The 24,796-nt window shown below is 71.8% G+C and carries 22 protein-coding genes; 7 read left to right on the top strand and 15 right to left on the bottom strand.

Features of this window, described 5'->3' with window-relative positions; translation table 11 throughout:
* Positions 1 to 210 precede the first annotated feature (210 nt).
* Positions 211 to 1,536, bottom strand: coding sequence for a hypothetical protein (locus C3B71_RS04390; protein WP_199912575.1), 1,326 nt, complete (start codon positions 1,534 to 1,536; stop codon positions 211 to 213).
* A 180-nt stretch (positions 1,537 to 1,716) separates the two neighbouring features.
* Here C3B71_RS04390 and C3B71_RS04385 point away from each other — a divergent pair, with 180 nt between their 5' ends.
* Positions 1,717 to 2,361, top strand: coding sequence for an NUDIX hydrolase (locus C3B71_RS04385; protein WP_181574876.1), 645 nt, complete (start codon positions 1,717 to 1,719; stop codon positions 2,359 to 2,361).
* On the opposite strand, the gene C3B71_RS04380 is transcribed toward C3B71_RS04385, so the two are convergent.
* Both C3B71_RS04380 and C3B71_RS04375 read right to left on the bottom strand, forming a co-directional pair.
* Positions 2,352 to 2,918: an NADPH-dependent FMN reductase gene (locus tag C3B71_RS04380; RefSeq protein ID WP_073327365.1), complete on the bottom strand. Its 567-nt coding sequence runs from the start codon at positions 2,916 to 2,918 to the stop codon at positions 2,352 to 2,354. The genes C3B71_RS04385 and C3B71_RS04380 overlap by 10 nt on opposite strands.
* Positions 2,919 to 3,066: 148 nt before the next feature.
* Positions 3,067 to 4,014, bottom strand: a complete 948-nt coding sequence (locus C3B71_RS04375) for a patatin-like phospholipase family protein (protein ID WP_108966380.1) — start codon at positions 4,012 to 4,014, stop codon at positions 3,067 to 3,069.
* A gap of 93 nt (positions 4,015 to 4,107) precedes the next feature.
* Between C3B71_RS04375 and C3B71_RS04370 the strand changes: the two genes are divergently transcribed.
* Positions 4,108 to 5,223, top strand: coding sequence for an NADH:flavin oxidoreductase/NADH oxidase (locus tag C3B71_RS04370; RefSeq protein ID WP_108966378.1), 1,116 nt, complete (start codon positions 4,108 to 4,110; stop codon positions 5,221 to 5,223).
* A 136-nt stretch (positions 5,224 to 5,359) separates the two neighbouring features.
* Here the strand turns inward: C3B71_RS04370 and C3B71_RS04365 are convergent, their stop codons facing one another.
* On the bottom strand, positions 5,360 to 6,763 hold the full coding sequence (locus C3B71_RS04365) for a M18 family aminopeptidase (protein ID WP_108966375.1): 1,404 nt from the start codon (positions 6,761 to 6,763) through the stop codon (positions 5,360 to 5,362).
* A 327-nt stretch (positions 6,764 to 7,090) separates the two neighbouring features.
* Between C3B71_RS04365 and C3B71_RS04360 the strand changes: the two genes are divergently transcribed.
* The 3 genes from C3B71_RS04360 to C3B71_RS04350 all read left to right on the top strand — a co-directional run bounded on the left by C3B71_RS04360 (position 7,091) and on the right by C3B71_RS04350 (position 10,679).
* The gene (locus tag C3B71_RS04360; RefSeq protein ID WP_108966373.1) at positions 7,091 to 8,035 is read left to right on the top strand and encodes a dihydrodipicolinate synthase family protein; all 945 of its coding nucleotides are present in this window, start codon (positions 7,091 to 7,093) and stop codon (positions 8,033 to 8,035) included.
* A gap of 152 nt (positions 8,036 to 8,187) precedes the next feature.
* Positions 8,188 to 9,507, top strand: coding sequence for an anaerobic C4-dicarboxylate transporter family protein (locus C3B71_RS04355; RefSeq protein WP_108966371.1), 1,320 nt, complete (start codon positions 8,188 to 8,190; stop codon positions 9,505 to 9,507).
* Positions 9,508 to 9,620: 113 nt separating this feature from the next.
* A complete protein-coding gene (locus tag C3B71_RS04350; protein WP_199912574.1) occupies positions 9,621 to 10,679 on the top strand; it encodes a LacI family DNA-binding transcriptional regulator in 1,059 nt (352 codons plus the stop codon).
* Between the two features lie 85 nt (positions 10,680 to 10,764).
* Here C3B71_RS04350 and C3B71_RS04345 read toward each other — a convergent pair whose 3' ends face one another.
* The 7 genes from C3B71_RS04345 to C3B71_RS04315 all read right to left on the bottom strand — a co-directional run bounded on the left by C3B71_RS04345 (position 10,765) and on the right by C3B71_RS04315 (position 15,643).
* A complete protein-coding gene (locus C3B71_RS04345; RefSeq protein WP_108966369.1) occupies positions 10,765 to 11,253 on the bottom strand; it encodes a glycosyltransferase in 489 nt (162 codons plus the stop codon).
* Positions 11,250 to 11,771 carry a peptidase T4 gene (locus tag C3B71_RS04340; protein WP_234416102.1) on the bottom strand — a complete coding sequence of 174 codons (522 nt, stop codon included), beginning with the start codon at positions 11,769 to 11,771 and terminating at the stop codon, positions 11,250 to 11,252. The genes C3B71_RS04345 and C3B71_RS04340 overlap by 4 nt, the downstream gene beginning before the upstream one ends.
* Positions 11,768 to 12,169: a TadE/TadG family type IV pilus assembly protein gene (locus tag C3B71_RS04335; protein ID WP_108966365.1), complete on the bottom strand. Its 402-nt coding sequence runs from the start codon at positions 12,167 to 12,169 to the stop codon at positions 11,768 to 11,770. The genes C3B71_RS04340 and C3B71_RS04335 overlap by 4 nt, the downstream gene beginning before the upstream one ends.
* An 85-nt stretch (positions 12,170 to 12,254) precedes the next feature.
* Complete coding sequence (locus C3B71_RS04330; protein ID WP_073327381.1) at positions 12,255 to 12,452, bottom strand: hypothetical protein; 198 nt, start codon at positions 12,450 to 12,452, stop codon at positions 12,255 to 12,257.
* A 109-nt stretch (positions 12,453 to 12,561) separates the two neighbouring features.
* Positions 12,562 to 13,491: a type II secretion system F family protein gene (locus C3B71_RS04325; protein ID WP_108966362.1), complete on the bottom strand. Its 930-nt coding sequence runs from the start codon at positions 13,489 to 13,491 to the stop codon at positions 12,562 to 12,564.
* Positions 13,488 to 14,339, bottom strand: a complete 852-nt coding sequence (locus C3B71_RS04320; protein ID WP_108966360.1) for a type II secretion system F family protein — start codon at positions 14,337 to 14,339, stop codon at positions 13,488 to 13,490. Before C3B71_RS04320 ends, C3B71_RS04325 begins: the two co-directional genes overlap by 4 nt.
* A complete protein-coding gene (locus C3B71_RS04315; protein ID WP_108966358.1) occupies positions 14,339 to 15,643 on the bottom strand; it encodes a CpaF family protein in 1,305 nt (434 codons plus the stop codon). The genes C3B71_RS04320 and C3B71_RS04315 overlap by 1 nt, the downstream gene beginning before the upstream one ends.
* Positions 15,644 to 15,918: 275 nt before the next feature.
* On the opposite strand from C3B71_RS04315, the gene C3B71_RS04310 reads away from it, so the two are divergent.
* Positions 15,919 to 17,121, top strand: coding sequence for a phosphotransferase (locus C3B71_RS04310; protein WP_108966355.1), 1,203 nt, complete (start codon positions 15,919 to 15,921; stop codon positions 17,119 to 17,121).
* On the opposite strand, the gene C3B71_RS16360 is transcribed toward C3B71_RS04310, so the two are convergent.
* The 4 genes from C3B71_RS16360 to C3B71_RS16350 all read right to left on the bottom strand — a co-directional run bounded on the left by C3B71_RS16360 (position 17,115) and on the right by C3B71_RS16350 (position 24,203).
* Positions 17,115 to 17,597 carry a PD-(D/E)XK nuclease family protein gene (locus C3B71_RS16360; RefSeq protein WP_234416200.1) on the bottom strand — a complete coding sequence of 161 codons (483 nt, stop codon included), beginning with the start codon at positions 17,595 to 17,597 and terminating at the stop codon, positions 17,115 to 17,117. The genes C3B71_RS04310 and C3B71_RS16360 overlap by 7 nt on opposite strands.
* Positions 17,558 to 20,569, bottom strand: a complete 3,012-nt coding sequence (locus tag C3B71_RS04305; RefSeq protein ID WP_234416100.1) for an ATP-dependent helicase — start codon at positions 20,567 to 20,569, stop codon at positions 17,558 to 17,560. The genes C3B71_RS16360 and C3B71_RS04305 overlap by 40 nt, the downstream gene beginning before the upstream one ends.
* Positions 20,566 to 21,906: a RecB family exonuclease gene (locus C3B71_RS16355; protein ID WP_234416198.1), complete on the bottom strand. Its 1,341-nt coding sequence runs from the start codon at positions 21,904 to 21,906 to the stop codon at positions 20,566 to 20,568. The genes C3B71_RS04305 and C3B71_RS16355 overlap by 4 nt, the downstream gene beginning before the upstream one ends.
* 1,493 nt (positions 21,907 to 23,399) lie before the next feature.
* Entirely contained in the window at positions 23,400 to 24,203 is an 804-nt protein-coding gene (locus tag C3B71_RS16350) for a DEAD/DEAH box helicase (protein WP_234416098.1), read from the bottom strand.
* 294 nt (positions 24,204 to 24,497) lie between these two features.
* Between C3B71_RS16350 and C3B71_RS04295 the strand changes: the two genes are divergently transcribed.
* Positions 24,498 to 24,713, top strand: coding sequence for a DUF3107 domain-containing protein (locus C3B71_RS04295; protein ID WP_108966353.1), 216 nt, complete (start codon positions 24,498 to 24,500; stop codon positions 24,711 to 24,713).
* The last annotated feature ends 83 nt before the right edge of the window (positions 24,714 to 24,796 follow it).

Raw genomic sequence — 24,796 nt, 5'->3', positions numbered from 1 at the left:
GGCACACCGCGGCCGCTAGACGAGGTACGCCTGTCACGGAATGCACCACTTTCAACCGCAACCGCCCCTGGCGCGCCGCATCGAGTCGCATGATTCTGCGGTGAGCGCGGAGCCCCCTCAGGAAGCAGACGCAGAAAGAGGTGCATTCCATGACAAGTGCCGGCCTCAAGCGCGCCGCACACGCCGCAAGGGGCCCTGCGAACCGTGGCGTCAGGAGACGGTGACGTCGCCGGAGGTGGTGCCGGTGGCGGCGCCCCCGTTGATGGTGTTGACGGTGATGGCGGAGGTGCTCCCGGCGGTGATGGCGCCATCGAAGCTGGTTGCGTCCAGGGTGAGGGTCAGGGTGCCGCCGTTGGAGCCGGAGTTGCCCCAGCGGTCCTCGTCGGCGGCTGCCAGGCCGCCGGCGGTCTCCAGCGTGCAGCCGGTGAGTGTGGCCTCGGCGGTGGTGTTGGTGACGTAGAGGATGGGCACGTCCCGGCTGCAGGTCAGCGTGACGTCGGTGAGCGCGAGGGTGGAGGTCTCGGTGGCGGCGTCGGAGTCGGCGGCGTCCCCGGACATGGACTGGTACAGCATGACGCCGGCGGTCTCCGAGTCGGTGGTGAACGTCGAATCGGAGACGGTGGCGTGGTTCTTGCCCTCGACCACAATCGCCTGCCCCTGGCCGGAGGCGCCGGTCAGGCCGGAGACGGTGATCTCACCGGTGGAGTAGATGCAGGGCGAGCCGTCGCCGGCGGTGGTGAAGGTGTTCGTGCCGTCCACCGTCACGGTACCGGAGCCGCGATCGGTGGCGACGGCGGCGCAGTGGGCGCCCTCGGTGGTGATGGTCAGGTTGGCGCCGGTGATCGCCCCGGCGTAGGTGGCGTGCAGGCCGCGGGAGGACTCGCCGGTGGTGGCGATGGCGGAGGCGGTGACCTCGGCCGTGGCGCCGCCGGTGGCGACGACGGCGTTGGCGCCGGAGGCGTCGGTGGTCAGCGTGGTCTGGTCGATACTGGCGCTGCTGCCCTCACCGACCACCACGATCGCGGAGTTGAGCCCGTAGAAGCTGTAGGAGTCATCCACGCCGTGCTCGCCGTCGGTGGAGGCGTCGCCCGACTTGTTGACGCGGGCGTTGGTGACGGTGAGGCTGCCGCCGTTGACGACCAGGAAGACGGTCTCGTCGCCGTTGGTGGATTCGAAGGTGCCGCCGTCGATGGTGGCCGCGATGCCGTCGACGAAGTAGGCGCCGCTCAGGGTGATCTCCTTGTCACCGATCGAGCCGGTCCAGGAACCGCCCGACAGGGCGGTGTTGGACTCGGAGGCCTCGTGGTACTCCGGGCCGACGGCGGCCTCCGCGTCGGCGGAGGTGGTGGTGTCCGCGTCGGCGGCCGTCTCGGTGGTGGCTGTGGCGGTGGAGGCGGAGTCGTTGGAGGGGCCGCAGGCCGTCAGCACGCCGACCGTGGCCAGGCCGAGTCCGCCCAGCAGCACGGAGCGGCGCCGCATGCAGAAGCGGTCGTCGTCGAGGTCGGCGGTGTATTCGGTGGTACGACTGAAACGCACGGGGATCTCCTTCAGGTGTGCTGCCGGCGCCCGACGACGGTGCGCATGTTCCACCGCCGCCGCGGTACCGGCTTGCTGGTCGCCAACCAGTCTGGTGACCCCGCTTATGTGCCACCTGTGTACCCCGTAGGGCTCCGGCATGAATGCCACGAGGCCGCAGCGCTGCGCTAGCGTGCGGGCATGCCCGCTCTCCCCCGCCCTGCCGGCCCCGACGACGCCGCGCCCTTCGCGCTCGTGCCCGCCGCCTACGTGCTGTTGCTGCGTCCCCGAAAGGACGCCACCACAGCCATGGCCACGGAGACACTCGGCGCCGGCCATCCCGTCGGCGTCGACCGCGCGCCCCGCTCCCCTGCCGGCTGGCCTCACGGCGCCGCCGCTACCGAGGTGCTGCTGCAGCTGCGCCGCAACACCGGATTCATGGACGGGCACTGGGCCGCCGGGATCGCGGGGCACGTCGAGCCCGGCGAGTCGGTGACCGCGGCGGCCGTGCGGGAAGGCGCCGAGGAGATGGGCGTCGTCGTCGATCCCGGCGATCTGGTGCCGCTCACCGCCATGCACCGCAGCAACGCCGTCGGCGGGCCGGCCCTCGAGCAGCGGGCGGACTTCTTCTTCACCCTGACTCGCTGGCGCGGCACACCCACCATCCAGGAGCCGCACAAGTCCGGCGCCCTGAGGTGGTTTGCGCTGGACGCACTGCCCGAGCCGGTCCCGCCGCACGAACTGAAGGTCCTGCGGCTGCTGGCCGCGGCGCTCGACGGCGGCCGGGCCGTGCCCGCGATCACCACCTTCGGCTTCGCGGGCGCGCCCGGCGCGCCTCAGCCCTGACGGGCGGCGATGGAGGCGACGACGGCGTCGAGGGTCTCGGCCAACTGGACGTCGCGCCGGTCCACGGGGGTGAAGGTGGCCATGTCCGCCGTGGTGTCCGTGACGAGGATCAGCTGCACCGGCGGGTAGACCACGTGCATGCTCCAACTGCCCAGGACCGTGCGCCACTGCTCGACCGCCCGGATGGCGCCGTCGCCGGAGTAGCCGACGAAGCCGACGGTCTTGTTCTGGAACTCGGAGAACAGGTGATCGGTGGCGTTCTTGAAGGCGCCGGGAATGCCGTGGTCGTACTCGGAGGTGACGAACACGAAGCCGTCCTGGGAGTCGATGGCGTCTGACCAGGCCTGCACCCGCGGGTCGTCATACTGCTTGTTCGCCATCATTGGCGGAACCTGCGAGGTGAACAGGGGCAGGTCGAAGGACTTGACATCGATGATGGTGTAGTCGGCGTCGCCGCGGGCGCGCGCGTGCTCAAGCACCCACTGGGCGATCTGCTCGCCGAGGCGAACCTCCCGCACCGAGCCGAGCACGATCCCGATCTTGGGCTTATTGGTCATAGATGTCTCCGTTCAGGCCGTCGCCCGCCCGGGTTCGGGCGGTACGAGCCCCAAGAACAGCATGACCCCATTCGTGACGCCAACGAAATCAGACGTTGACATTGTCACAGCGTCGTCGTCCACCGCCCGGCGGCGGTCGCCGTCGGGCTCAGAACCCGAGGAATTCCAGGATGTCGGGCAGCTCCCGGCGGGCCTGCGCCAGGCCGGCCTCGTAGGCGGTCACCACGCGGTCGTAGCGCAGCTCACCGTTCTCGATCGCCATGCGGTCGGGCTGGAACAGGTAGACGCGCCCCTCGCGGCGCCCCTGCTCCAGCTCCTCAATGGTGCGGTTGTAGCCGTCGGGCCGGTTGATGATGGCCTCGGCGACCTCCGGCTGCTTGCGGAACATGCGCCGGTAGGCGGCGGCGCGCTTCTCGGCGGGCTTGCGGTAGCCTGCCGGCCGGGTGGAGACCACGAGCATGCGCTCGTAGCCGTCGGCCGCGGCGGCGTCGGTGGGGAAACCGCCGGTGGGGCCGAGCGCCCCGTCGAGGTAGGGCACGCCGTCGATGTGGACGGTGGGCATGAGCACCGGCATGGATGAGGAGGCCTGGCAGCGCACCAGCAGGTCCTCCATGACGTCCATGTCCTCCAGGCCCCAGTAGACCTCCTCGCCGGTGTCGCAGCGGAAGGCGCCCAGGCGCACGGTGGCCGCGGAGGACTTGAAGGTGTCCCAGTCGAAGGGGAACAGCTCGTCCGGCAGGGAGGTGTGCTGGTAGATGTGCTCGGAGTTGAAGTAGCCCTGGCCGCGGGCGAAGCTGCCCCACCCGCCGGCGTCGGGGTCGGTGGTCAGCCCGACGAAGGCCTCACGGGTGCGCCACAGGTCGCGGGAGACCATGTTGACGGTGTTGGTCGTGCCGGCGGAGATGCCGCCCACCCAGGGGAAGAACAACCCCTCCTCCAGCAGCACCTGCACCAGCGCCGCGGTGTAGGTGCCGCGCATGCCACCGCCTTCGAATACGAGGGCGACGTCGTCGACGCGCCGGGTGATCGGGGCGGGCGTGTGCGCGGGGTCGCCGTACGGGACGGGGCGGGAGGGGGCGAGGGCGGAAGTGGTCATGATGTGCCAAGGCTATCGAGCCCACGTGGGTGGGCGGCAGTGATCCCGACCGCACCCCTGGCCGTCGACGGTCGGCACGCGTAGCGTGACGCCATGGCGAATCCACAGCTCCTTCAGCCCCTTTCTCTGCGCGGGCTCACGGCCCGCAACCGCCTCTGGCTCCCACCCATGTGCATGTACTCGGTCGAGAACCAGGACGGCATCGCCACCGACTGGCACGTGGTGCACTACGGCTCGCGCGCCCAGGGCGGCTTCGGCACCGTGATCGTCGAGGCCACCGGCGTCACTCCCGCGGGGCGCCTGTCCCCCTACGACCTCGGCCTGTGGGACGACGCCCAGGTGGACGGCCACCGCCGCATCGTCGAGGCGATCCACGCCGGCGGCGCGCTGGCGGGCGTGCAGCTGGGCCACGGCGGCCGCAAGGCGGGCACGCCCCCGTGGCGGCCCGACGTCGAGGGGGCCCGCTCCGGAACCCTGCCCGACTGGGATCTGGTGGCGCCGAGTGCGGTGGCCTACCCCGGCCACGCGGTGCCGCGCGCGCTGACCACCGCGGAGATCGCCGACACCGTGCAGGCCTTCGCCGACGCCGCCCGCTGCGCCGTGGCCGCCGGCTACGACGTGGTGGAACTGCACGGCGCCCACGGCTACCTGATCCACCAGTTCCTCTCGCCGCTGTCCAACACCCGCACCGACGCCTACGGCGGCTCCGCCGAGGGGCGGCGCCGCTTCGCCCTGGAGGTGGTTCGGGCGGTGCGCGCGGCCATCGGGGAGGACAAGGTCCTCGACATCCGCCTGTCTGCCACCGACTGGACCGAGGGCGGGCTCACCGGGGATGACACCGCCGAGTTGGCGCGGCAGCTGGTGGCGGCGGGCGTGGACGTGCTGCACGTGTCCACCGGCGGGAACGCGCCCGCCCAGGTGCCGGCGGGCCCCGGCTACCAGGTGCCCTTCGCCGCCCAGGTCAAGCAGGCCGTGGACGGCATGACGACGCCGGGCGGAGGGCAGCCGCAGGTGGTCGCCGTCGGCATCATCGACTCCGGCATGCAGGCGGAGCAGATCCTGGTGGCCGGCCTGGCCGACGCCGTCGCCGCCGGGCGGGCGGCCCTGCGCGACCCGTACCTGCCGGTGCGCTGGGCTCACGAGCTGGGCGTCAGCGACTGGCAGGCCGCGCATCTGCCGATCCAGTATTGGCGCGGCGCCTGGCGCTGAGCACCGGCTCGCGCTTGAAGGCAGGCGGTGCCGGGCGGCTGCATTGAGCGGCTGCCCGGCACCGTCGTCTTGTGGCGGGGCCGGCGGCCGGCGCGGCTAAGCGGGCGGGGCCGGGCGGCGCACCGCCCTCTGGGGTTCAGGCGCCCTGCCAGTAGGCGTGCATGGCGCGGGCGAGGCCGCGTCCGTCGGTGACCGCGCACATCTCCCGCTGGGAGTGCATGGACAGCAGCCCCTGGCCGACGTCGACGGTGGGGATGCCCAGGCGCGTGGCGGTGAGCGGGCCGATCGTGGTGCCGCAGGGCACGGCGTTGTTGGACACGAAGTCCTGGCTGGGAACCGCGGCGGTGCGGCAGGCGCGTGCCCATGTGGCCACGGCGGTGGCGTCGGTGGCGTAGCGCTGCTGGGCGTTGATCTTCAGCAGCGGCCCGCCGCCGAGGACGGGGCGCACGGCGGGATCGTGCAACTGTGGATAGTTCGGGTGGGCGGCGTGGCCGGCGTCGGCGGAGACGCACACCGAGCGGGCCAGCAGCGCCGCGTAGGCGTCGCCCGTGATCCCCATGGTGCCGGCGAGGCGGGACAGCACGGTCTGCAGGAACGGGCCGGCGGCACCGGTGCGGGTGCCGCTGCCGACCTCCTCATGGTCATTGGCGATGAAGACGATCGGGCCGGTGGGATCGCCCGCGCGGGCCAACGCCTCCAGCGCCACCAGGGCGGCGTGCACGGAGGAGAGGTTGTCCAGGCGGGAGGAGGCGAGGAACTCGCCATTGCGACCGAAGCGGGCCGGCGCCTCGGTGGGGTAGGTGAGGATGTCGCAGAAGGCCAGGTCGGCGGGGTCGATGCCGGCCAGCTCGCATAGGTAATGCTCGGGCGCGTCGGGGCTGGGCAGGGCGGACGCGGCGTCATTCCCAGCTCCGGCCGCGTCGGTTGCAGCGCCTGCCGGGGCCGTGCCGGCGGCCACCGCCGCATCGCTCGTTTTGCCGCTCGTCAGGGTCCACAGCGGCAACAGATGGGCCTGCTTGTCCAGGTGCAGGGACTCGTTCACGCTGCGGTCCAGGTGCGGGGCGACCTGGGCGACGCGGGCGATGGGGCCGGTGCGCACCAGGTGGGTGGTGCCGTCGAGGGCGGTCAGGCGGCCGGCCAGGCCGAGCTCGCGGTCCAGGAAGGAGTTCAGCAGCGGCCCGCCGTAGACCTCGACGTTCAGCACCTGCACGCCGTCGCGCACCATGGCGGCGCGGGGCTTGAGCCGCAGCGCCGGGGAGTCCGTGTGGGCGCCGACGATCCGCAATCCGGCGGCCGCGTCCAGCTGCTCGGGCAGCAGCCAGGCGATGATGGCGCCGTCGCGGCGGGTGTAACCGCGGCGGGGCAGGTCGGTTCCCCAGGGCTCGCGCTCGTCTACGGCGGTCAGGCCCACGGCGTCCAGGCGGCGGGCGACCTCCGCGGCTGCGTGATAGGAGGTGGGTGAGGCGGTGACGAAGTCGATGATGGAGTCGGCGTAGGCGTCGTCGTCGCGCAGCGCGGGCGCGGTTTCGGGGTCTGTCATGGGCCCAGTATGGGCCCGGCGAGTGAGGCCACCGCCGAAGAATGTCCAAATCCGGCAGGAACGTCGGGCGCGCGCTCTCTGGCCGCCCATAAAACGGCTTGATATCAGCGATCTATCAGCCACAGTTCGGTCGCGCACACGCGTTTGTCCCGTATTCGGAGCATCATTCTGCGCGCGTACCGGAAGGCCGCACAGCCACCATCTGGGCCTTCCGACCTATGGACACGGCGAGCCTCCTCACCTACTCTTGCAAACGTTCCCGGGAACGTTTGCAAGAGGCGCTCCCGGTGGCATGATCCGCTCTTGATCCCAAGGAAGTGAACCAATATGAGCGTCCCAGTACCCAACCTCCGCGGCCTCAACCCCGCCCCCGTCACCCCCTTCACCCCCGACGGCGAGATCGACTTCCCCGCCATCAAGCGCCTGGGCTCCTGGCTGGGCTCCTTCCCCGAAGTCACCTCACTGGTCGTCCTGGGCCACGCCGGTGAGGGCACCTTCCTCACCCAGTCCGAGCAGGTGGCCGTCATCGAGGCGTTCGTCGCCTCCACCGACGGCCGCGTCCCCGTCGTCGCCGGCATCACCGGCGAGGGCACCAGGGTCGCCTGCGAGGAGGCACAGCGTGCCGTCGACGCCGGGGCGACCGCCGGCCTGATCTACCCCTCCCACGGCTGGCTGCGGTTCGGGTTCCAGCCCGGCGCCCCGCAGGACCGCTACAAGGCGATCTATGAGGAGACCGGCCTGAACGAAATCCTCTTCCAGTACCCGGACAACACCAAGTGCAGCTACGACCTGGACACCCAGTTGGAGATCGCGGCGCTGCCCGGCGTGCACTACACCAAGAACGGCGTGCGCAACATGAAGCGGTGGGACACCGAGATCCCGGTACTGCGTGAGGCCTTCCCGGACCTGACGATCATGAGTTGCCACGACGAGTACCTGCTGCACACCATGTTCGACGTCGACGGCCTCCTGGTCGGCTACGGCAACATCGCCCCCGAGCTGCTGATCAAGCTGCTCAAGGCCGGCCAGGCGCACGACTACGACGCCGCCCGCGCCGTGCATGACCAGCTCCTGCCGGTGACCAAGGCGGTCTACCACCGCGGAAGTCACATGGAGGGCACCGTCGCCCTGAAGGAGGCGCTGGTGGAGCGCGGCGTGCTGGAGACCGCCACCGTGCGCTCTCCGCTACGCCCCCTGGCAGAGGGCGCCCACGAGGAGATCGCCGCGGCCCTGGCTGCCGCCGGAATCGGCAAGGCGCAGATCCCGGCCTGACCACTACACGTGGCGGTCGCGGCCTTATTCCCGCGACCGCCACGCCCCGCGGCCGCCCCACACCAAGTGTGTCCCATCACGATCGGTGCCGATGGTGATCACGCCCCGTGCCGCGTTCCTCCCCCCACCCACCGCCCACAATGGAGTAGGCCGTGATCCTTCTGCAGTTCCTCGTCTTCGTTGCCTTCATCATCATCGGCGCCAGAATCGGCGGCATCGGCATTGCCTTCGCCGGCGGAGCCGGCGTGGTGGTCCTCGGCCTGCTCGGTGCCACCCCCGGCGACCTGCCCATGCAGGTGATCGTGTTCATCATGGTGGTGATCTATGCGGCCTCGGCCATGCAGGTGGCCGGCGGGCTCGACTACCTGGTCAATCTCACCGACCGGCTGTTGCGTGCCCACCCCAAGTACCTCGCCCTGCTGGCGCCCCTGGTTACCTACCTGCTCACCTTCGCCGCCTCCACCGGACAGGTGTCCTTCGCGACCATGCCGGTGATCGTGGAGGTCGCCAAGGAGAACAACATCCGCCCCACCCGCCCGCTGGCGGTCGGCGTGGCCGGATCGCTGCTTGGCATCACCGCCTCCCCGATCTCCGCCGCCGTGGTGTTCCTCTCTGGCCAACTTGAGGAGACGAATTCCGGGTGGACCTTCATCGACCTGATTCTGGTGTCGATCCCCGCCACCTTCCTAGGCACGATGACTACCGCACTGGTATTCATGTTCTGGGACAAGGCGCGCGGGACGGACCGACTCGATGTCGTGCCGGAGTATCGGCGCCGCCTCGCCGCTGGCGAGATCACCCCGCCTAAGCACGAGGTCCGCGAACTGCGCCCGGGCGCCAAGCTGTCGGTGCTGATCTTCCTGATCGCCCTGGTTGTGGTGCTCGCCTACTCCATTGCCATCTCCGAGAAGGTGGGCCTGATCTCCGAGCCCGTTATGGACGCCGGACAGTGCCGTATCTCCGTCATGCTTGCAGCCGCCGGGGCGATCATCGTGGCCTGCCGCGCAGATCCGAAGGCGATACCGGGCTCGTCAATCTTCCGCACCGGTATGAATGCCTGCGCCTGTATCCTCGGTGTCGCTTGGCTGGGTACCACCTTTATGACCGCCAACCAGGAGTGGATCCAAGCCCACCTGGGTGACGCGCTCGCCGGCAAGCCCTGGCTGTTCGCCATCCTGGTGGTAGTTGCCTCCTCATTGCTGTACTCGCAGGCCGCCTCCACGCGGGCGCTGTTCCCCACCGCGCTGGCGATCGGTGTGGCTCCGGCGACCGTGGTCGCCTGCTTCCCGGCGACCTCATCCCTGTTCATCCTGCCCACCTATCCGACGCTGTTGGCGGCGGTGGACCTCGATGACACCGGCTCGACGCGGCTCGGCACACACTTCTTCGACCACCCCTTCCTAGTCCCGGGCCTCATGGCGACGGGGCTGAGCGTGCTCTACGGTTTCGTACTGGCCGCCGTCGTCGTTTGATCACGAGTAGCCCTGTCCGAGACGGACTCGCGACGTCCTTGGGTGCCGCGGGTCCGTCTCCTCGTCTGCGAGTCGCGCAGCTACGATGCGATCAGCCGACCAGGAGGCACACCGTGAAGACCGTCACCCTTAAGGACGTCGCCGCAGCAGCTGGCGTGTCCATCTCTACGGCCTCCCGCATCCTGGACGAACGGCTTCCGACCTCACGCTCCGCCTCCGCCAAGCGAGTGAGGGAGGCGGCCGAACGGCTCGGATACCGGCGCGACGCCGCAGCCTCCGCACTGCGACGCGGCGACACCGGCACCGTCGGGGTGCTGGTGCCGCGGCTGTCCGACACCGTGATGGCGCTGCTGTTCGAGGCGATCTTCTCAGCGGCGGCCGCTCGGGGATTGTTCGCACTCGTATCCGTGTGCGGCGACGACTCCGCCGCCGAGGCCCACGCCGTGGACTCGCTACTGGCCCGGCGCGTCGACGGCCTCGTACTCGCCACCGCTCGGCTTGATGATCCTCTGCCCAGTTCCCTGCGTGAACTCGGTGTGCCGCATGTGCTCGCATTGCGCACCGACGACATTTCACCCTCCTCCGTATGCGACGACGAGCTCGGCGGGTATCTCGCAACCCGCCACCTGCTCGACCTCGGGCACACCAAAGTCGCAGTGCTTCCCGGGCCCGACTTCGCCTCCACCGCCAGGCAGCGCTTGGCCGGCTACCGCCGCGCCATGGCGGAGGCAGATGTGCCGGTCCCTGAGGCGTACGTCCGCCACTGCGGCTTCGGCTTCACAGACGGCAGCGCGGCGGCGACAGCCGTGCTCAGCGAGGCGCCGGGAATCACCGCCGTCTTCGCCGCCAATGACTCCCTCGCCATGGGGACGCTGTCCGCGGCCAAGACGTTGGGACGCTCCGTCCCGAAGGACTTGAGCGTCGTCGGCTATAACGACACCCCGCTGGCCGGCCAACTGACCGTGCCACTGACGACGGTGCGTGTGCCTTTCGACCTGATCGCCGCCGGGGCACTCGATCTGCTCGCCGCGCAGACCAGTGGCGATTCACAAGTGGTTAACCGCGTCGCCACCCCGACCCTGATCCCCCGTAGCTCCTCCACCTCTCTCGCCCGCCGAAGAATGTCCAAATCCGGCGGGAACGTCGGGCGCGCGCTCTCTGGCCGCCCATAAAACGGCTTGATTCCAACGATCCGGAAACGGCTCTTGGCCGCTTCGGACCCGTTTATGCCGAATCCGGACATTCGGCCCCGCGCCTTCACATGTTGGTGGTGGCCCGGGCGGTGCCGGTGGCGGTGATCGTGAAGCCCGCTGCGGGGATTACGCCCCAGGGCAGGAAGGGCGGTTGGGAATGCGCGGTCAGGGTGACGACGGCGGTGGCACCGTCGGGACTGGCGGCCTCGGTGATCTGCACCCCGGTCAGCTCGACCGGTTGTCCGGCCAGGTCGGCGGCGGCCGCGGCCCGCACGCTCGCGGCCGACAGCGTGCCGGGGCCGGCCGTTGTGGAGTCTCCGGCGAAGTAGGAGGCGTCGTCGATCGCATCCGCGGCGGCGGCCGCGGCCGAGTCCGCCAGCGAGGTGAGGGTCTTCAGGTCCAGGTAGACGGCGCTGGCGGAGGCGAGTGCCAGAATCAGTGCGGCGACGACGGCGACCAGCCCGACGCCCAGCAGCAGGGTCTGTCCGTCCTCCGCGGCGGCCGTCCGGCGCACCCGGGCGGCGGCGGCCCGGCAGGGCTCCCGCGAGATCATGGTGCGCTTCCCTTGCTGACGGCAAGGGTGACGGCGCGCTCGGCATCCACGACGACGACGTCCCGCCCCACCCCGGCCGACGCGAGCACCGGCAGGTCCACGCCCGCCTGTACGCGTACCACCGCCCCGGTGCAGGCGGCGTCCGCGCAGCCCACGCTCAGGGCGGTGGCGGGGTCGGCGTCAACGCCTTGGTCGGACAGGGCCAGGCCCACGGCCACACGCGCGTGAGCCACGGCGGACTCCCCCGGCTCGACCTCCAGGATGCGGCTGGCGGCGTCGGCGGCGGAGGCCACGGCGAAGGAGGCGGCCTGCACTTGGGCGAGGGCGACGAGCAGGTACACCACGGGCACCACCAGCACCACCGTCCACCCGATGAACTCCACCGCGGCGTTGCCGGCCTCCGGCTCGCCGCGCCGTCCGGCCCGGCGGAGGCGCGGGCCGGGGGCCCGGCGACCAGACCAACGCCTCCCCGACGGCTCGACCGGCGTGTGCGGTCGGCTTTGCGCGCGCCGGTTCACGGTTCGTCTCCGTCCACGCCCACGAGGACGGCCTCGTCGACGGCGTGCCCGGTGACGTGCAGCGTCCCGCCGGGGCCGAGCAGGCCCAACACCGGCAGTGGGGCGGTCACGTCCACGCGTACCACCGTCACGCCGTCGACCCGGGTGCGGGTGACGTTCACGGCGTCGACGTAGCCGTCGGCGAGTGCCGCGTCGGCCAGGGCGCGCACGCGCGCATCCGCCTCGGCGGTGGTGCCGCCGACCAGCGCGGCGCGGCGGGCGCCCTCTCCGGCGGCGTCGGTGAGCAGGTTGCGCACGTGCAGGCCGAGGGCGAGCTGGAGCAGCGCCACCGACACGGCGACGACGAGCACGCCGACGAGCACGAAGTCGACTACGGCCGAGCCGCGCTCGGTGGCCATGCGGTGGGCCGCCGGCCGGTGCCGGCCGTCGGGCCCGTCCGCGTCACCGCGCCCGACGTGCCCGCGGGCGCACCGGCCCGGCCGTTCAGATGGCACCGGAGACCTTGGCGATGGCGTCGTTGAACACCTGGATCAGGGCCGGGCCGGCCACCGCCCACAGGGCGACGACCAGCCCCGCGGTCATGAGGGTGACCAGCACCCAGCCGGGGACGTCGCCGCGCTCGTCGTCCAAGTGGTGGAGCCGGGTTTGCAGGCGAATACTGAGGCGCTTGAGAGTTTGCATGGGATTCTCCGTTTCCGTGGAGGGGTGGTGGATATGGGTCTGGCGGTGGGGAGGTTTCGGGCGGCCCGGAATCCGCGGGCGCGCGGCGCGACCGGCGCGGGGAGTCGGCTCATAGGCCGATCCGCAGCACAAACAGGCCCGGGAAGAGGGCGAAGACGACGGTGATGGGCAGGATCAGGAAGACGACGGGCACCATCTGGGCGATCTCGCGGCGCCCGCCCTCCTCCATCAGGGCGCGTCGGGAGGCCTCGCGGGCGTCGGCGGCCTGGGCGCGCAGCACGTCCGCCAGCGGGGTGCCGCGCTCAAGGGCGACGGCGATCGCCTCCGACAGGCGGGTGACCTGCAGGGAACCGACCCGCTGCTCCAGGTGGGCCAGGGCGGTGGACAGTACGGTGCCCGAACGAACGTCGGCGAGGGTGACTTCCAGTTCCTCCACGAGTTCGCCGTGGCCCACGCGCGCGACCCGCTCGATGGCCGCGATGGGGCCCTGCCCGGCCCCGACCACGAGCGCAAGCAGTTCGACGACGTCGGGCAGTTGCGCCTCAATGCGCTCGCAGCGCCGGGTCACGGTGCGGGTGAGCCACCAGTCGCGGGCGGCCGCCCCGCCGACGCCGGCCAGCAGCGCCAGCACGATCAGCAGCGGCACGTTGACCCGCCAGAGGAGCGACAGCGCCAGTCCGCTCCCGGCGGCGACGGCGAGCCCGGCCACCGCCCACAGCAGTTGTTGGGTGCGCAGTTCCTCATAGGTCAGGCCGGTCCCGGAGCGGGCCAGGCGCCGACGCACCGAGTCGGCCGAGGAGCCGATCGCCTCCAGCAGGCCGCCCAGGCGGGTGACCGTACCCAGCAGCACGGCGCTGACGGTCTGCCCGTCCGCGGCCGGCGCGCCGACCAGTAGCCGCGAGGCGGCCGAGCGGGGGTGCACGTATGGCTCCAGGCGGGAGGCGAGGGTGGGGCGGTGGCGCCGCACGGCCTGGATGACGGCGAGGATGCCGCAGGCGGCGAGCAGCCCGGCCAGGGCGCCGGCGAGGCCGGGACTCATCGCAGCACCCGATCTTCCTCGGGCAGGCGCCCGAGCCGCAGCATGAGCCGGTAGGCGATCACGGTCACCACCCCGCCGACGGCGAGCATGAGGGCGCCAGTGGCGGTGGCGTAGGCGGCGGCCGCCTGGGGGCGGGTGGACAGCAGTGCCAGCACGATCCACGGCGCGGCCACCGCCACCCGCGCCCCGTTGACGGTCCAGGACTGGCGGGCCTCCAACTCGCCGCGGGTGCGCAGGTCCTCCCGCAGCATCCGCGACAACGAACGCAGCAGGGTGGTCAGGTCGTTGCCGCCGACCTCGTACGCCAGCCGCAGGGCCTCCACGATGCGGTCGGCCACCGGGTCGGCGAAGCGGGCCTTGAGCCGGTCCAGGGACTGGTCGAAGCGGGCGGTGGTGGCGTAGTCGACGCCGAAGGCGCGCAGCTCCTCCCGGATCGGTTCGGGTCCGCGCTCACCGAGGTTGGCCAGTGCCTCGGGCAGGCTCATGCCGGCGCGCACGCCCGACACCAGCGTGTCGACGGCCTCCGGCCAGACCTCGCGCAGGTTGGTGCGGCGGGTGCGGGCTCGGGAGGAGACCACCAGCAACGGTGCGCCGGCGGCGATGGCGCCGAAGGCGGCCGCGATCGGCCAGGCGCGGGAGACTCCCAGGAAGACCAGTGCGACCACGAGTCCGAGCCCGAGACTGCCGGTGACGAACAGGGCGGGGCTGGTGCGGCCGACGCCGGCCTGCACGAGCAGGTCCGCCAGGTGCCGTTGGCGGGCCGAACGCCACTGGGGCGGCTCGCTGGTCAGGGCGAGCCAGATCAGGATGATGCCGCTGCCGCCCAGCAGCCCGGCTACGGCGCCCATCAGGACCACTCCCCCGCGGCCCCCGCCGTCCCGGTACGCCCGCTGGCCCCGGCGCGCAGGCCCGGATGGGACCCCACTGCGTCACCGGTGAGCAGGGCGGCCAGGTCGTGGCCGGAGCGGGCATAGCGTTCGGCGGCGCGCGGCAGCCCCGGGCCACGCACCAGCCGGCCGGCGTCGTCGCGGTGGAAGACGTCGGACATCTCGATGGTGCCGTTCTCCACCCGCCCGGACAGGGCGGCGATCTCCCGCACCTGGCGGTGGCCGTCGGCGCCCAGGTCCAGGTGGACCACCAGGTCGACGGCGCCGGCCACCGTGGGGACCACGAACCCTGCGGAGACATTCTCTCCCGCCATCAGCGGCAGCGTGCAGATCTTGACGATCGCCTCCCGGGCGGAGTTGGCATGCAATGTCGACATAGACGGCATGCCGGAGTTCATGGCGATCAGCAGGTCCAGGGCCTCCGCCTCGCGCACCTCGCCGATCAGCAGCCGGTCCGGACGCATGCGCAGCGCCTCCTTGACCAGGCGCCGCAGGTTGATCTCGCCGGTCCCCTCCAGGTTGGCGGCGCGGGTCTGCATGGCCACGCAGTCCCGATTGCGCAGCGCCAGCTCGAAGACCTCCTCGCACGTGATCACCCGCTGCCCGGCGGGGATGGCGCCGGCCAGGGCCCGCACCATGGTGGTCTTGCCGGCCTGGGTGGCGCCGGAGACGAGGATGTTCAACCCGGCCTGCACGGAGGCGTCCAGGAAGGCGGCGGCGTGCGCGGTCAGCGACCCCATCCGCACCAGGTCGCTGGTGCGCGCGGCCCGCGAGGTGTGCTTGCGGATGTTGACCGCCCAGTGGTGGGAGGTGATGGGTGGGATGACCACGTGCAGGCGTTCGCCGCCGGGCAGTTGGGCATCCACGAAGGGGCTGGCCAGGTCCAGACGGCGCCCGGAGGCGCGCAGCATCCGCTCCACCAGGACGCGCAACTCCTCATCCTCCAGCAGGGTGGTGGTCAGTTCGGGACGGCCGGCGCGGGCGATGAACACGCGGCCGGGGGCGTTGCACCAGATCTCCTCCACCGTGTCGTCGTCCAGGTAGCGCTGCAGTGGGCCTAGGCCGGCCAACGCGTCGACGGCGCGAGCGCCGGCGTCGTCGGGGTCGGGCAGGGGCGGGACCAGGCCGGCGTCGGCGCGGGCGAGGTAGTCGGCGCTGGCCTCGGCGACGAGGGCCTCCAGGCCGGGGGCGTCCGTGAGCGGGTCGACGCCGCGGCGGCGGACGAGTTCGCGGATTTCGGAGTGCAGCAGGGCTGCGGCATCCATGGCGGGCCTAACGGTTGATGGTTGCTTGGGCGCTGGCGAGGCGCTCGCCAGCGGGTGTCTTGCGTGGCGCTGACTCGGCGTTGAGCAGTGCCACGCCGCGACCATAGGTCACAACTGCGCATCGACGCCACTCCGTCTCAGCGGCCTGTGGAAAACTCCGGCCGTCGGCGCGGGGGCATCAACGGTGACGGCCGCCTGACAGTCGTCTGAATGGTGGGCGGCCGCCGGGGCGCGGCGCCACCCCGTCCGGCGGGTTCCTCGCTTACGGTGGAGTCATGTCACAGCCGCCCGCCGGACCGTCCACCCCCGCTTCCGCCTCCGAGTCGCCTCGCACCGCCACGTCGGGTGGGTCCGCGCCCGACGCGGAGTCCGCCCGCGAGCGCTCGCCACTGGCCCTGGCGGCCCTGGCCGCGGTGGCCGTGCCCGGACTGGACCCCGCGCGCCTGGCCCTGCCTCAGGAGCGCTCCGCCGACCTGCGGGTGGTCGGCGTCGTCGACACCCGGGGCCGCCACTGGGAGGTGCTGGAGACCCGCGCGGACGCAACCGGCGCGACCCTGGAGGCGGAGGCCGAGGTACTGCGACGCATCGGGAGGATCGTCGACGACGGCCGACTGTCCTTCGACGTGCCCCGCCCCGCCGGCACGCTGCGGCTGGAAGGCAGTTACATTCAGGTGCGCTCCCACCTGGAGGGGCGGCCCATTGACATCGATTCGCTGCGCCCGGGGCCGGGGCTGTCCGCGGGGCTGGGCAAGGCGCTGGGCGAGTTGCACGACCTGCCCACCACGGTGGTATCCGAGGCGGGCCTGCCCGTCTACGACGCCGACGACGTGCGCACCCGTTGGTTGAACCTGCTTGACGACGCCGCCGGGACCGGCAAGGTGCCGCCGTCGCTGCTGGCCCGATGGGAGGTGGCGCTGGAGGACACGGCCCTGTGGCGCTTCCGGCCGGTGGTGGTGCATGGGGACCTGGCGCCGGAGAACGTACTGACGGCGGGCGGCGCGGTGGTGGCCGTGCGCGGGCTGGGCCAGGCGCATGTGGGCGACCCGGCCGAGGACATGGCGTGGGTGTACGCCTCCGTGCCTGTGGACTGCCTGGACTCGATCGAGTCCGCCTACGACTTGGCGCGCACCGAGGGCGTCGACCGGCACCTGCGCGACCGGGCGGAGCTGGTCAGTGAACTGAGTCTGGCCGAGTGGCTCAGGCACGGGGTGCGTACCGGCAGCGACTCGATCATTGACGATGCCGTGGCAATGCTGACGGACCTGGCCGACCAGGTTGGGGATGAGCCGCTGGTGGAGCAGACCGGCCCGCGCCTGGCGCCCGTGCCCGGGGTCAAGGAGCCGGCCGAGCCGGAGGCCACCACCAGCGAGGTCAAGATGGTGCTGGTCGAGGAGGACGCCGACGAAGACGCCGACTACGAGGGCGTCGACGACGGTACCGATGCAGAAGCCGATGGGGACGGCTCAGACGCTCATTGAGCCTGCCGGTCCACGCTGCGCCGAATCTCCTCCAGCGAGAGGAAGGCCTCCTCGCCCAGTTCGTCGACTTCTCCGCCGTCCGCGACGTAGACGTAGGCGGCGCGGATCTGGTCGGTGGGGATCTGCTTCTTCGCGGCCCAGGCGTGCACGTACACGCTGAGCTGGTCCACCGGCACGCGTTGGTGGCCGGTCTTCCAGTCGACCACCAGGAAATGGTTGCTGCCGGGGCGCTGGAAGATGGCGTCGATGCGGCAGCGCAGGGTGGTGTCGCCGAGGGTGAGTTCAAGGGAATCCTCAGTGGTCACCAGCTCGTAGCCGTCTAGCAGCGGATGCTCGGCGGCGACCTTGAGCCAGCGCTCCACGCGCTTGCGGTCGGAGTCGGCGAGCGTGTCCGGGACGCCGGCGTCTTGCAGGCTGAACAAAGTGCCGCGGCTGCTCAGGCGCTGGGCGATGGCGTCGTGGAAGACAGTGCCCAGGCGCCCGGCGGATTGAGGCTGGGACGGCAGGGGACGGCGCAGGTCGAGTGCGAAGCCGTCTCGATCGTCGCGCAGGTCGGCCAGCCGGGTGGCGGCCAGGTGGGCGGGCTGGCGGACCGTGGGGGCTTCGGCCGCGGCGGCGTCGCGCTCGGCCAGCAGTAGCCGGGCGTCCTCCCACCAGCGGGCCACGCGCCCGTCGGCGGCGCCCTCCCCCGTGGGATGCCCGCCGCGGGGGTTTCGTCCGCAGAGACTGCGGTGGGGGCCGCCATGGCGCGGCCGACGGCCTCGGCGACGGCGATGCGCGCGGCCCGCTCCGAACTAGGGGCGGCCGGGTGCGTAACCGGCCAGGATGCCTGCGCGACCCCGACGGGGTTGACGGCGTCCTTAGGCGCGTCGATGAAGCCGGGTCCGAACTCGGCAAGCAGCCCCGCCTGCTGCAGCTCGGTCAGGAACCGGGAGGCAGGTTTGAGTGTGTCGCCGGTCTTGACCAGGTGCGAACCGGTCAGCAGCACGTCATGCCGGGCCCGCGTGACGGCCACGTAGGCGAGGCGACGCTCCTCGGCAACCAGGTGACGCCCGAGCGCGAGCCGGTACTGCTCCCTGAGTTCCTTGATCTCGCTCTTCTCATCGTTGCTGAGATTCACGCCCTCACCCAGGGGAACACCAATGTCACCAAGTTCGAAGGGCGGTAGCTGGTCGGCGTCGGAGCGCAGCGGGTAGGGGAACTCCCGCTTGGAGGTCATCCACCCATTCGCACGCACTCTCTTGTCCGTGGGGACTTGTTTGGCCCGGTATGAGGGGAACGAGGTCTCGGTCAGTCCGATAACGGCCACATGGTCCCATTCCAGTCCCTTGGCGCCGTGGACGGTCATGATCTGCACGGCGCCGGGTTCGGGCTCGACCTCGGGCGATTCCAGTCCCCGCTCTTCCGACTCCGCGTAATCGAGCAGCTCCAGGAACCCGGAGACGGTGGGCACTTCGACGTCGGCGGCGTATTGCTCGGCGGCGGCCCGGAAGGCGTCCAGGCCGCGCCGCCCCATGCGGTTGCCGACGCGGGCCGCCAGTTCAACGTCCAGCCCCAGGGCCTGCTCGGCCACGGCCACCAGGTCCGGCAGTGACAGCGCGAGCGCGCCCCGTACGCGACGCAGCGCCCGGGCGATCCGCACGGCCGCCTGGCGTCCCGCCTCGCTGAGGCCCGCGACCGCCGGGCTCACCGTCGGCCTGCCCGGTCTCCCGGCACGCCGGGCACCGGAGACGCGGGCGGCGTCGTCGCGGCGGGCGAGTTCCTCGAGCGCCTCGGACAGGGCCGCCTCCTCTAGCTCCGTTGAGCCGCCTCCACCGCTTGCAGATTCAGCGCCCTCGGCACGTGTGTCCCCGGCTCGTGCCACGCCGCCGCCTGACCGCGCGTCCGCACCGGCACCGTCGGCCCGGTCGCGCTGGCGCGCGAGTTCGCGAGCGAAGCCCTGCAGGGCCCGCAGGTCGGCGGCGCCGATGTCGGCTCCCGTAAGCAGGCGCATGAGTCGGTCGCCGCGTTCGGGATCGGCGGCCACGGCCAGCAGGGCCCGCATGTCCGCCACTTCGGGGATGGAGAGCATGCCGCCCGACACCGCCACCTCGTAGGGCACTCCACGGGCTTCAAGCGCCTCGGCCACCGGCACCATCTGGCTGCGGGCGCGGCACAGGACGGCCAACTCGGCGTCGGGGCGCCAGCGCTCCTGCATGAAGTCGGCGACGGCGTCGGCCTCCTGCAGTGGGTCCGTGAGAAAAGCGGCGAGCACCTGCCCGGCGCCCAGGCCATCGGCGGCCGAACGCTCCTGCAATTCGCGGACCGGGACGTGTCTGACCAGGGCATCACCGGGCTGATAATCGGGGTTGCGCAGCGGCTTGGAGACGACGTTGGCGGCGGCGAGGACCGCGGAGTCGTTGCGCCAGGCGGTGGACAGCTGCAGCACCGGCGTCTCGACTTCGGGGTTCCCGCCACCGGCGACGGCCTGCACGCCGGAGGGGTTGAAGCGGTCGTGGAAGGTGTCCAGCGCGCCGGCGCTGGCACCGCGCCAGCCGTAGATGGCCTGGTTCGGGTCGCCGACGGCGGTGACGCCCTGGCCCGCGAATAGGGCGGAGAGCAGCCGCACCTGGGCGACGGAGGTGTCCTGGAACTCGTCCAGCAGCACCGCCGGGTACTGCGCGCGCATGGCCGCCACGGCGTCGGGCACCTCTTCGGCGATGCGGCAGGCCAGCGCCAGCCGGTCGCCGAAGTCGACCAGCCCGTGCCGGCGCTTGTAGTCGCGGAAGTCCTGTACGGCGTCGAGCGCGCCCAGCCAGGCCTCCGTGGCGTCGGTCGTGCCTTTGAATGCCGTCTTCAGCCCTTTCGTGCCAATTAGGCCGGAAAACAACTCGTGCAGATCTGTCAGCTGCTCGCGGGCGTCCTCAATGCTGAGCAGATTCGTGGACAGGGCGTTGTCCGCGTCAAGCACGGTCTTGACAGCCGTGGAGAGCTTGTCGATGGGCAGCGGGTCGGTGCGCCGCTCGAGAATGTCGGTGACGATCTGCCACTTGCGCGCCTCGGTGATCAGGGTGGCGTCCGGGTCGGCGCCGACGTACAGGCCGTATTCGCGCACGAGCGAACCGGCGAAGGAGTCGTAGGTGGCCACCGTCGGCTCGGGCGAGTCGTCGACGCCGGTGATGACGCCGCTCTCGACCAGCTGGGCGAGGCGGACGGAGACGCGCTCGGCCAGCTCGGCCGTGGCCTTGCGGGTGAAGGTCAGTCCTAGCACCTGGTCGGGGCGGACGACACCGGTGGCGACCAGGTGGACGACGCGCTGGCTCATGGTGGCGGTCTTACCGCTGCCGGCGCCGGCAACCACCAGCAGGGGCCGCAGATCGTAGCCGATTACCTCGGACTGCTCCGCGGTGGGGCGGGGCAGTCCGAGCCGCTCGGCGAGGGCTTCCGGGGTGAGGTCGGCGGCGCTCATGCCACGGTCTTCCTTCCTTCGGGGTTGACGGGGCAGGATGTCCTGAAGGCGCACAGTTCGCAGGCATCCCCGCTACGCGCGGGCAGAGTCGGGCCCGAGATATCCAGTGCGGCGCGGGCGAGCAGTTCCAAGTCCCACTCCTGCCCGGTGTCAGGGTCAGGGCTGGGGTCAAGCACAACGCCGCTGGGCACCAGGTACGGAGTGGCCGTTGTCTTCCGGGGTTCTTCCGCCAGGAATGCCAAAGCCGAACCGTCTACCCGGTAACCGAGAGCGGCCAGCGCCATGCGGTAGGTGGCTAGCTGCGCGTTGCGGGCCGAACTCTTCTGTGTAGGCGCGGTTCTGCCGGTCTTGAAGTCGATGACGCGCACGCGCTGCCCCTGCCCGGCGGGGAGCACACCGTCCGCGGATGAGTCGGGCGGGGTGCCGTCGAGGAACTCCAGGCGGTCGATGCGCCCGCGTATGCGCACCGGTATCCGCTCGCCCGCGGCCACGGGCCCACCGCCCGTGGGCTCACCGCCGTCGGCCGGGAACCCGGCACCGGCCGCGCGCCCGCCGTCGGCGCGCGCCACGGGCTCGCCACCCCCAGCAGCGATGCCTTCCTCATCGCCGTCCTCGGGCACGGGCAGATCCAGGTGGACGTCCACCGTCTGCTCCACCAGGGTGGGGGCGGGGGCCGAGCCGAGGTAGGCGTCGAGCCGGTCGATCATGTCGCGCACGCGCTGCCGCGCGAGGTTGCCGAGCCAGGTGTCCGGGTAGCCCAGCTCCGGCAGCGCGTCCTCCAAGGCCTGGCGCAGCACCTCTCCGCGCAGTCCCTCCCGTTCGGCGCGCTCGGCCAGGCCGTGCACGAGCATGCCGATCCTCTGGGCATCGCTGGTGCCGGTACCGCCGCCGTTGCGCTGGAGGAACCATTTCAGCGGGCATTGGCTGATGGCGTCCACGTCGGAGGGGCTGATGCGGACCTCTTGGCCCGCGCCGACCAGGGGGGTGGTGGAGGTCGGCTGCCCCAGGCCGGCCCAGTTGGCGGGGTCGGCGGCGCTGACGCCGTCGCGGGCGAGCGCGGCCAGCAGCCGTTCGGCCTTCCGGCCGCGGGCGCGAGCACCGGCGTCGGCCCGCTCCAGGCGGCCGGCTACGGCTGCGGCGCGCAGTTCCCCCACGAGGCCCGGCAGGGTCAGGTCGGCAACATCCGGCCGGGGCTCGAGCTCGCCGTCGTCGTTGAAGAGCGTCTGCCCGGTCGCCTCGGCGACCTCGAGCAGGAAGGAGGAGGGTGCGCAGTCTCCGTCCAGCGCCGCGGTGACGATCAGGCGGCGGCCGGCGCGGGAGATGGCGGACAGGAACATGCGCCGCTCGTCACCGCGTACCTGGCTGCGGGCCTCGGTCGGGTCCTGGTCGGCCGACCGTCTACCATCAGCCTCCGGCAGGCGGCCGGTGACGGCGTCGACCAGCAGGCCGGAGCGGGTCAATCCGTCGCGCAGCCGCAGGTCGGGCCACGCGTCCCGCTCCACCCCGGCGACGACGACCACCTCCCACTGGGCTCCGGCCGCGGCGGCGGGGGTCAGGACGGCGACGCCGGGCGGGCGGATGCCCTGCGGGGCCACCGTGTCCGAGGGCAGTACCTCCGCCGCGAGCTCGTTCAAGAAGTCGCCTGCCGCAGCACCGGGGTGGCGCTCGGCCCACACCTCGGCGCGTTTGAACAGCACGGTAACCACGTCCAGGTCATGTTCGGCCGCCTCGGCCGTGAGCGCGGCGGCGCGCGTGGCGTGCGGCGCCAGCGCCATGGCGCGCCACGCCTCCGCACAGTCCGAGGCCTGCCAGGCCGCCCACATGAGCGCCTCGGCGTCGATCAGGCGTTGCTCTACCCGGGCGGCCTCGACCACGTCCCGCAGGGCCGCGACGACGCGCGCCGCACGTTCCAGCCGCATGGCCTGCTCGGCGAGGGGCTCGTCGGCAAGCTCGCGGACCAGGGCGGTGGCGGCCGCGGGGGTGGCCAGGACGCCGAGCAGGTTCTCATCCCGGCCGGCCTCGGCGGGGCGGTCGGCGCGCAGGCGACGACGCAGCCGGCGCAGGTCCAGGTTGGTCAGCCCGATCAGGGGGCTGGTGAGCAGGTCGAAAGCAGTGGCCCACTCGGGCGGGGTGTCGGCGTCTCCGAGGGTTCCGGCCAGTGCGGCACGACAGGCGTTGATGATGGCGGCCGCGGCCGGCTCGGCGCGCAGCAGCACGGCCGGGGTGGTGGAGGCCAGGGGTACGCCGTGATGACGTAGTTCGCGGCTGACCGCGCGGGCGGTGCCCGCGGAGCGGACGATCACGGCCATCTGGTCCCAAGCGGTGTTGTGGTGGACGTGCTCGCTGCGCAGGATGCGGGCGATCTGGGCGGTCTGCTGGAGCGGGCCGGAGGCGATGAGGGTCTCAACGCCACTGGGAGGAGCCGGCTGACGCTCGGTGCCGACCGCACTCCCCCCATCCGGTGCGCCTCCGCATCCCGCTTCGTCACCTTCGTCTCCCCCACGGTTCGCCTGTGGGGCAGCGGGAGCAGCGGCGGAACGGTCGGCGAATGCGCCGGCGGCAGCCACGCCGTTCGCATACTCGGGGTGTCGGTGAGTGGCGGTGCCGGTGATGGGGATGCGGTCGGCCTGCGCGGCCCAGACCCGGGCCAGCTCGGGTGTACCGCGGTGGACCGTACGCAGCATGAGGCGCTCGGCGGCGAGCCCGGAGCGGTCCTCGGCGGCATTGAGCAGGCTGGGGTTGCCGCCGCGGAAGACCTCGACGGCGGCGTCGGGATCCCCCAGGGCGACGATCTGGGTGCGGTGGCCATCGGCGTCGGGCTCGGAGAGCGCTACCAGGAGGCGGGCAGTGGCGGCGGTGCAGTCCTGGTAGTCGTCGACGATGACGACGTCCGGGACCGGACGCGGGACGCGCACGCCGTCGGCCTCCCAGGTGTCCAGGACCTCGCGGGCGCGGTCCTGCAAGCGGGCCGAGTCCATCTTGCGGACGGTGGAGCGGTTGGCGGCGCTGGGGCGGCCCTGCGCGTCCCAGGTGCGCAGCAGTGGGGCGGCGTGCCGCCAGATGGGGACGTTGAGCTCGGCACCGAGGTCGGCGAGTTGCTCGGCGGTGACGCCGAGTTCACCGGCACGGGCCAGCAGGTTGCGCAGCTCGGTGCGGAAGGCACGCGACTCGACGGCCTCGGCGGGCAGGTCCCCCAGTCGGCGCCCGGCACCAGCCCGGCCAGCGCGGCGTCCTCCTCCGCCCCGGCAAGCAGGACCGGGGCGGGCAGCGGGTCGGGACGCTGGGTGAACGAGGTCGTCAGGATCGTCAGGGCCAGGCCGACGGGTGTGCGTACCCGGACCGTGCCGGAGGAGGCGCCGGCGAGGCTGAGCAGGTGGGAGGCGCGCTCACGCAGGCGGTCGGCGCGGGCGCGCGTGGGGGCTAGCAGGAGGGCCTCCTTGTGGCGGTCGGTCACTGCCTCGACCAGCAGGCGCAGGGCGGTGGTGGTCTTGCCGGTGCCCGGGGCGCCCAGGACGACGAGGTTCGCGCCGTCTGTGGCACGGGCGAGCACCCGGGCGGCGGAGGCGTCCGGCTCGGGCAGCGGGGGCTGCACGAGCGGGGGTAGGAGGCGGGGGGCGCCGGTGGGGCTGGTCATGTGCCCATCTCACCACGGGGGTCCGACATGAATGGAACGCCCTTAACGTCGTCTGGGTATCGGTCTTCGCGCGACGGTCTTGGACGTGTCGCGGCGGTCCCTTAGCCCCGTCCCGGTCGCGGGCTTAGACGCGCGACGGTGGCTTGCTGTCCGCGCGGCGCGAAACGGCCCGGATTGTGGTGGGCCGGGCAAGCCTTTGCGACAGCAAGGCCCATAGGATCGGGCCAGACACCCCATCGCGGGCCGTTGCCTTTACAGGTTTTGCGACCCGAGTCCTGGACACAAGGAGTACCCATGCAGGTCACCATCGGAATCAAGCACTCGACTCGCGAACTCCAGCTGGAGACCTCTGCCTCCCAAGAGGAGGTCCTCGCGGCCGTGGCTGACGCCGCCACCTCCGCGGTCACCCTGACCGATGACAAGGGTCGCAAGGTGTTCGTCCCGGCGGGTTCGCTCGCCTACATCGAGATCGGCGAGGCCTCTCCCCGCCGCGTCGGCTTCGGGATCTGACTCAAGCCTTAAGTAAGTGTAAGCGCGGCGCCGCGTCGGCTTCGGCGCCTGATTCAAGCCTCTGTGTCGGCGCTCGTCCATGG

Source organism: Actinomyces sp. Z16, from assembly GCF_003111765.1.
In the GTDB taxonomy this organism is placed as follows: Bacteria; Actinomycetota; Actinomycetes; order Actinomycetales; family Actinomycetaceae; genus Actinomyces; species Actinomyces glycerinitolerans.
This window is presented reverse-complemented; position numbering and strand designations above follow the sequence as displayed.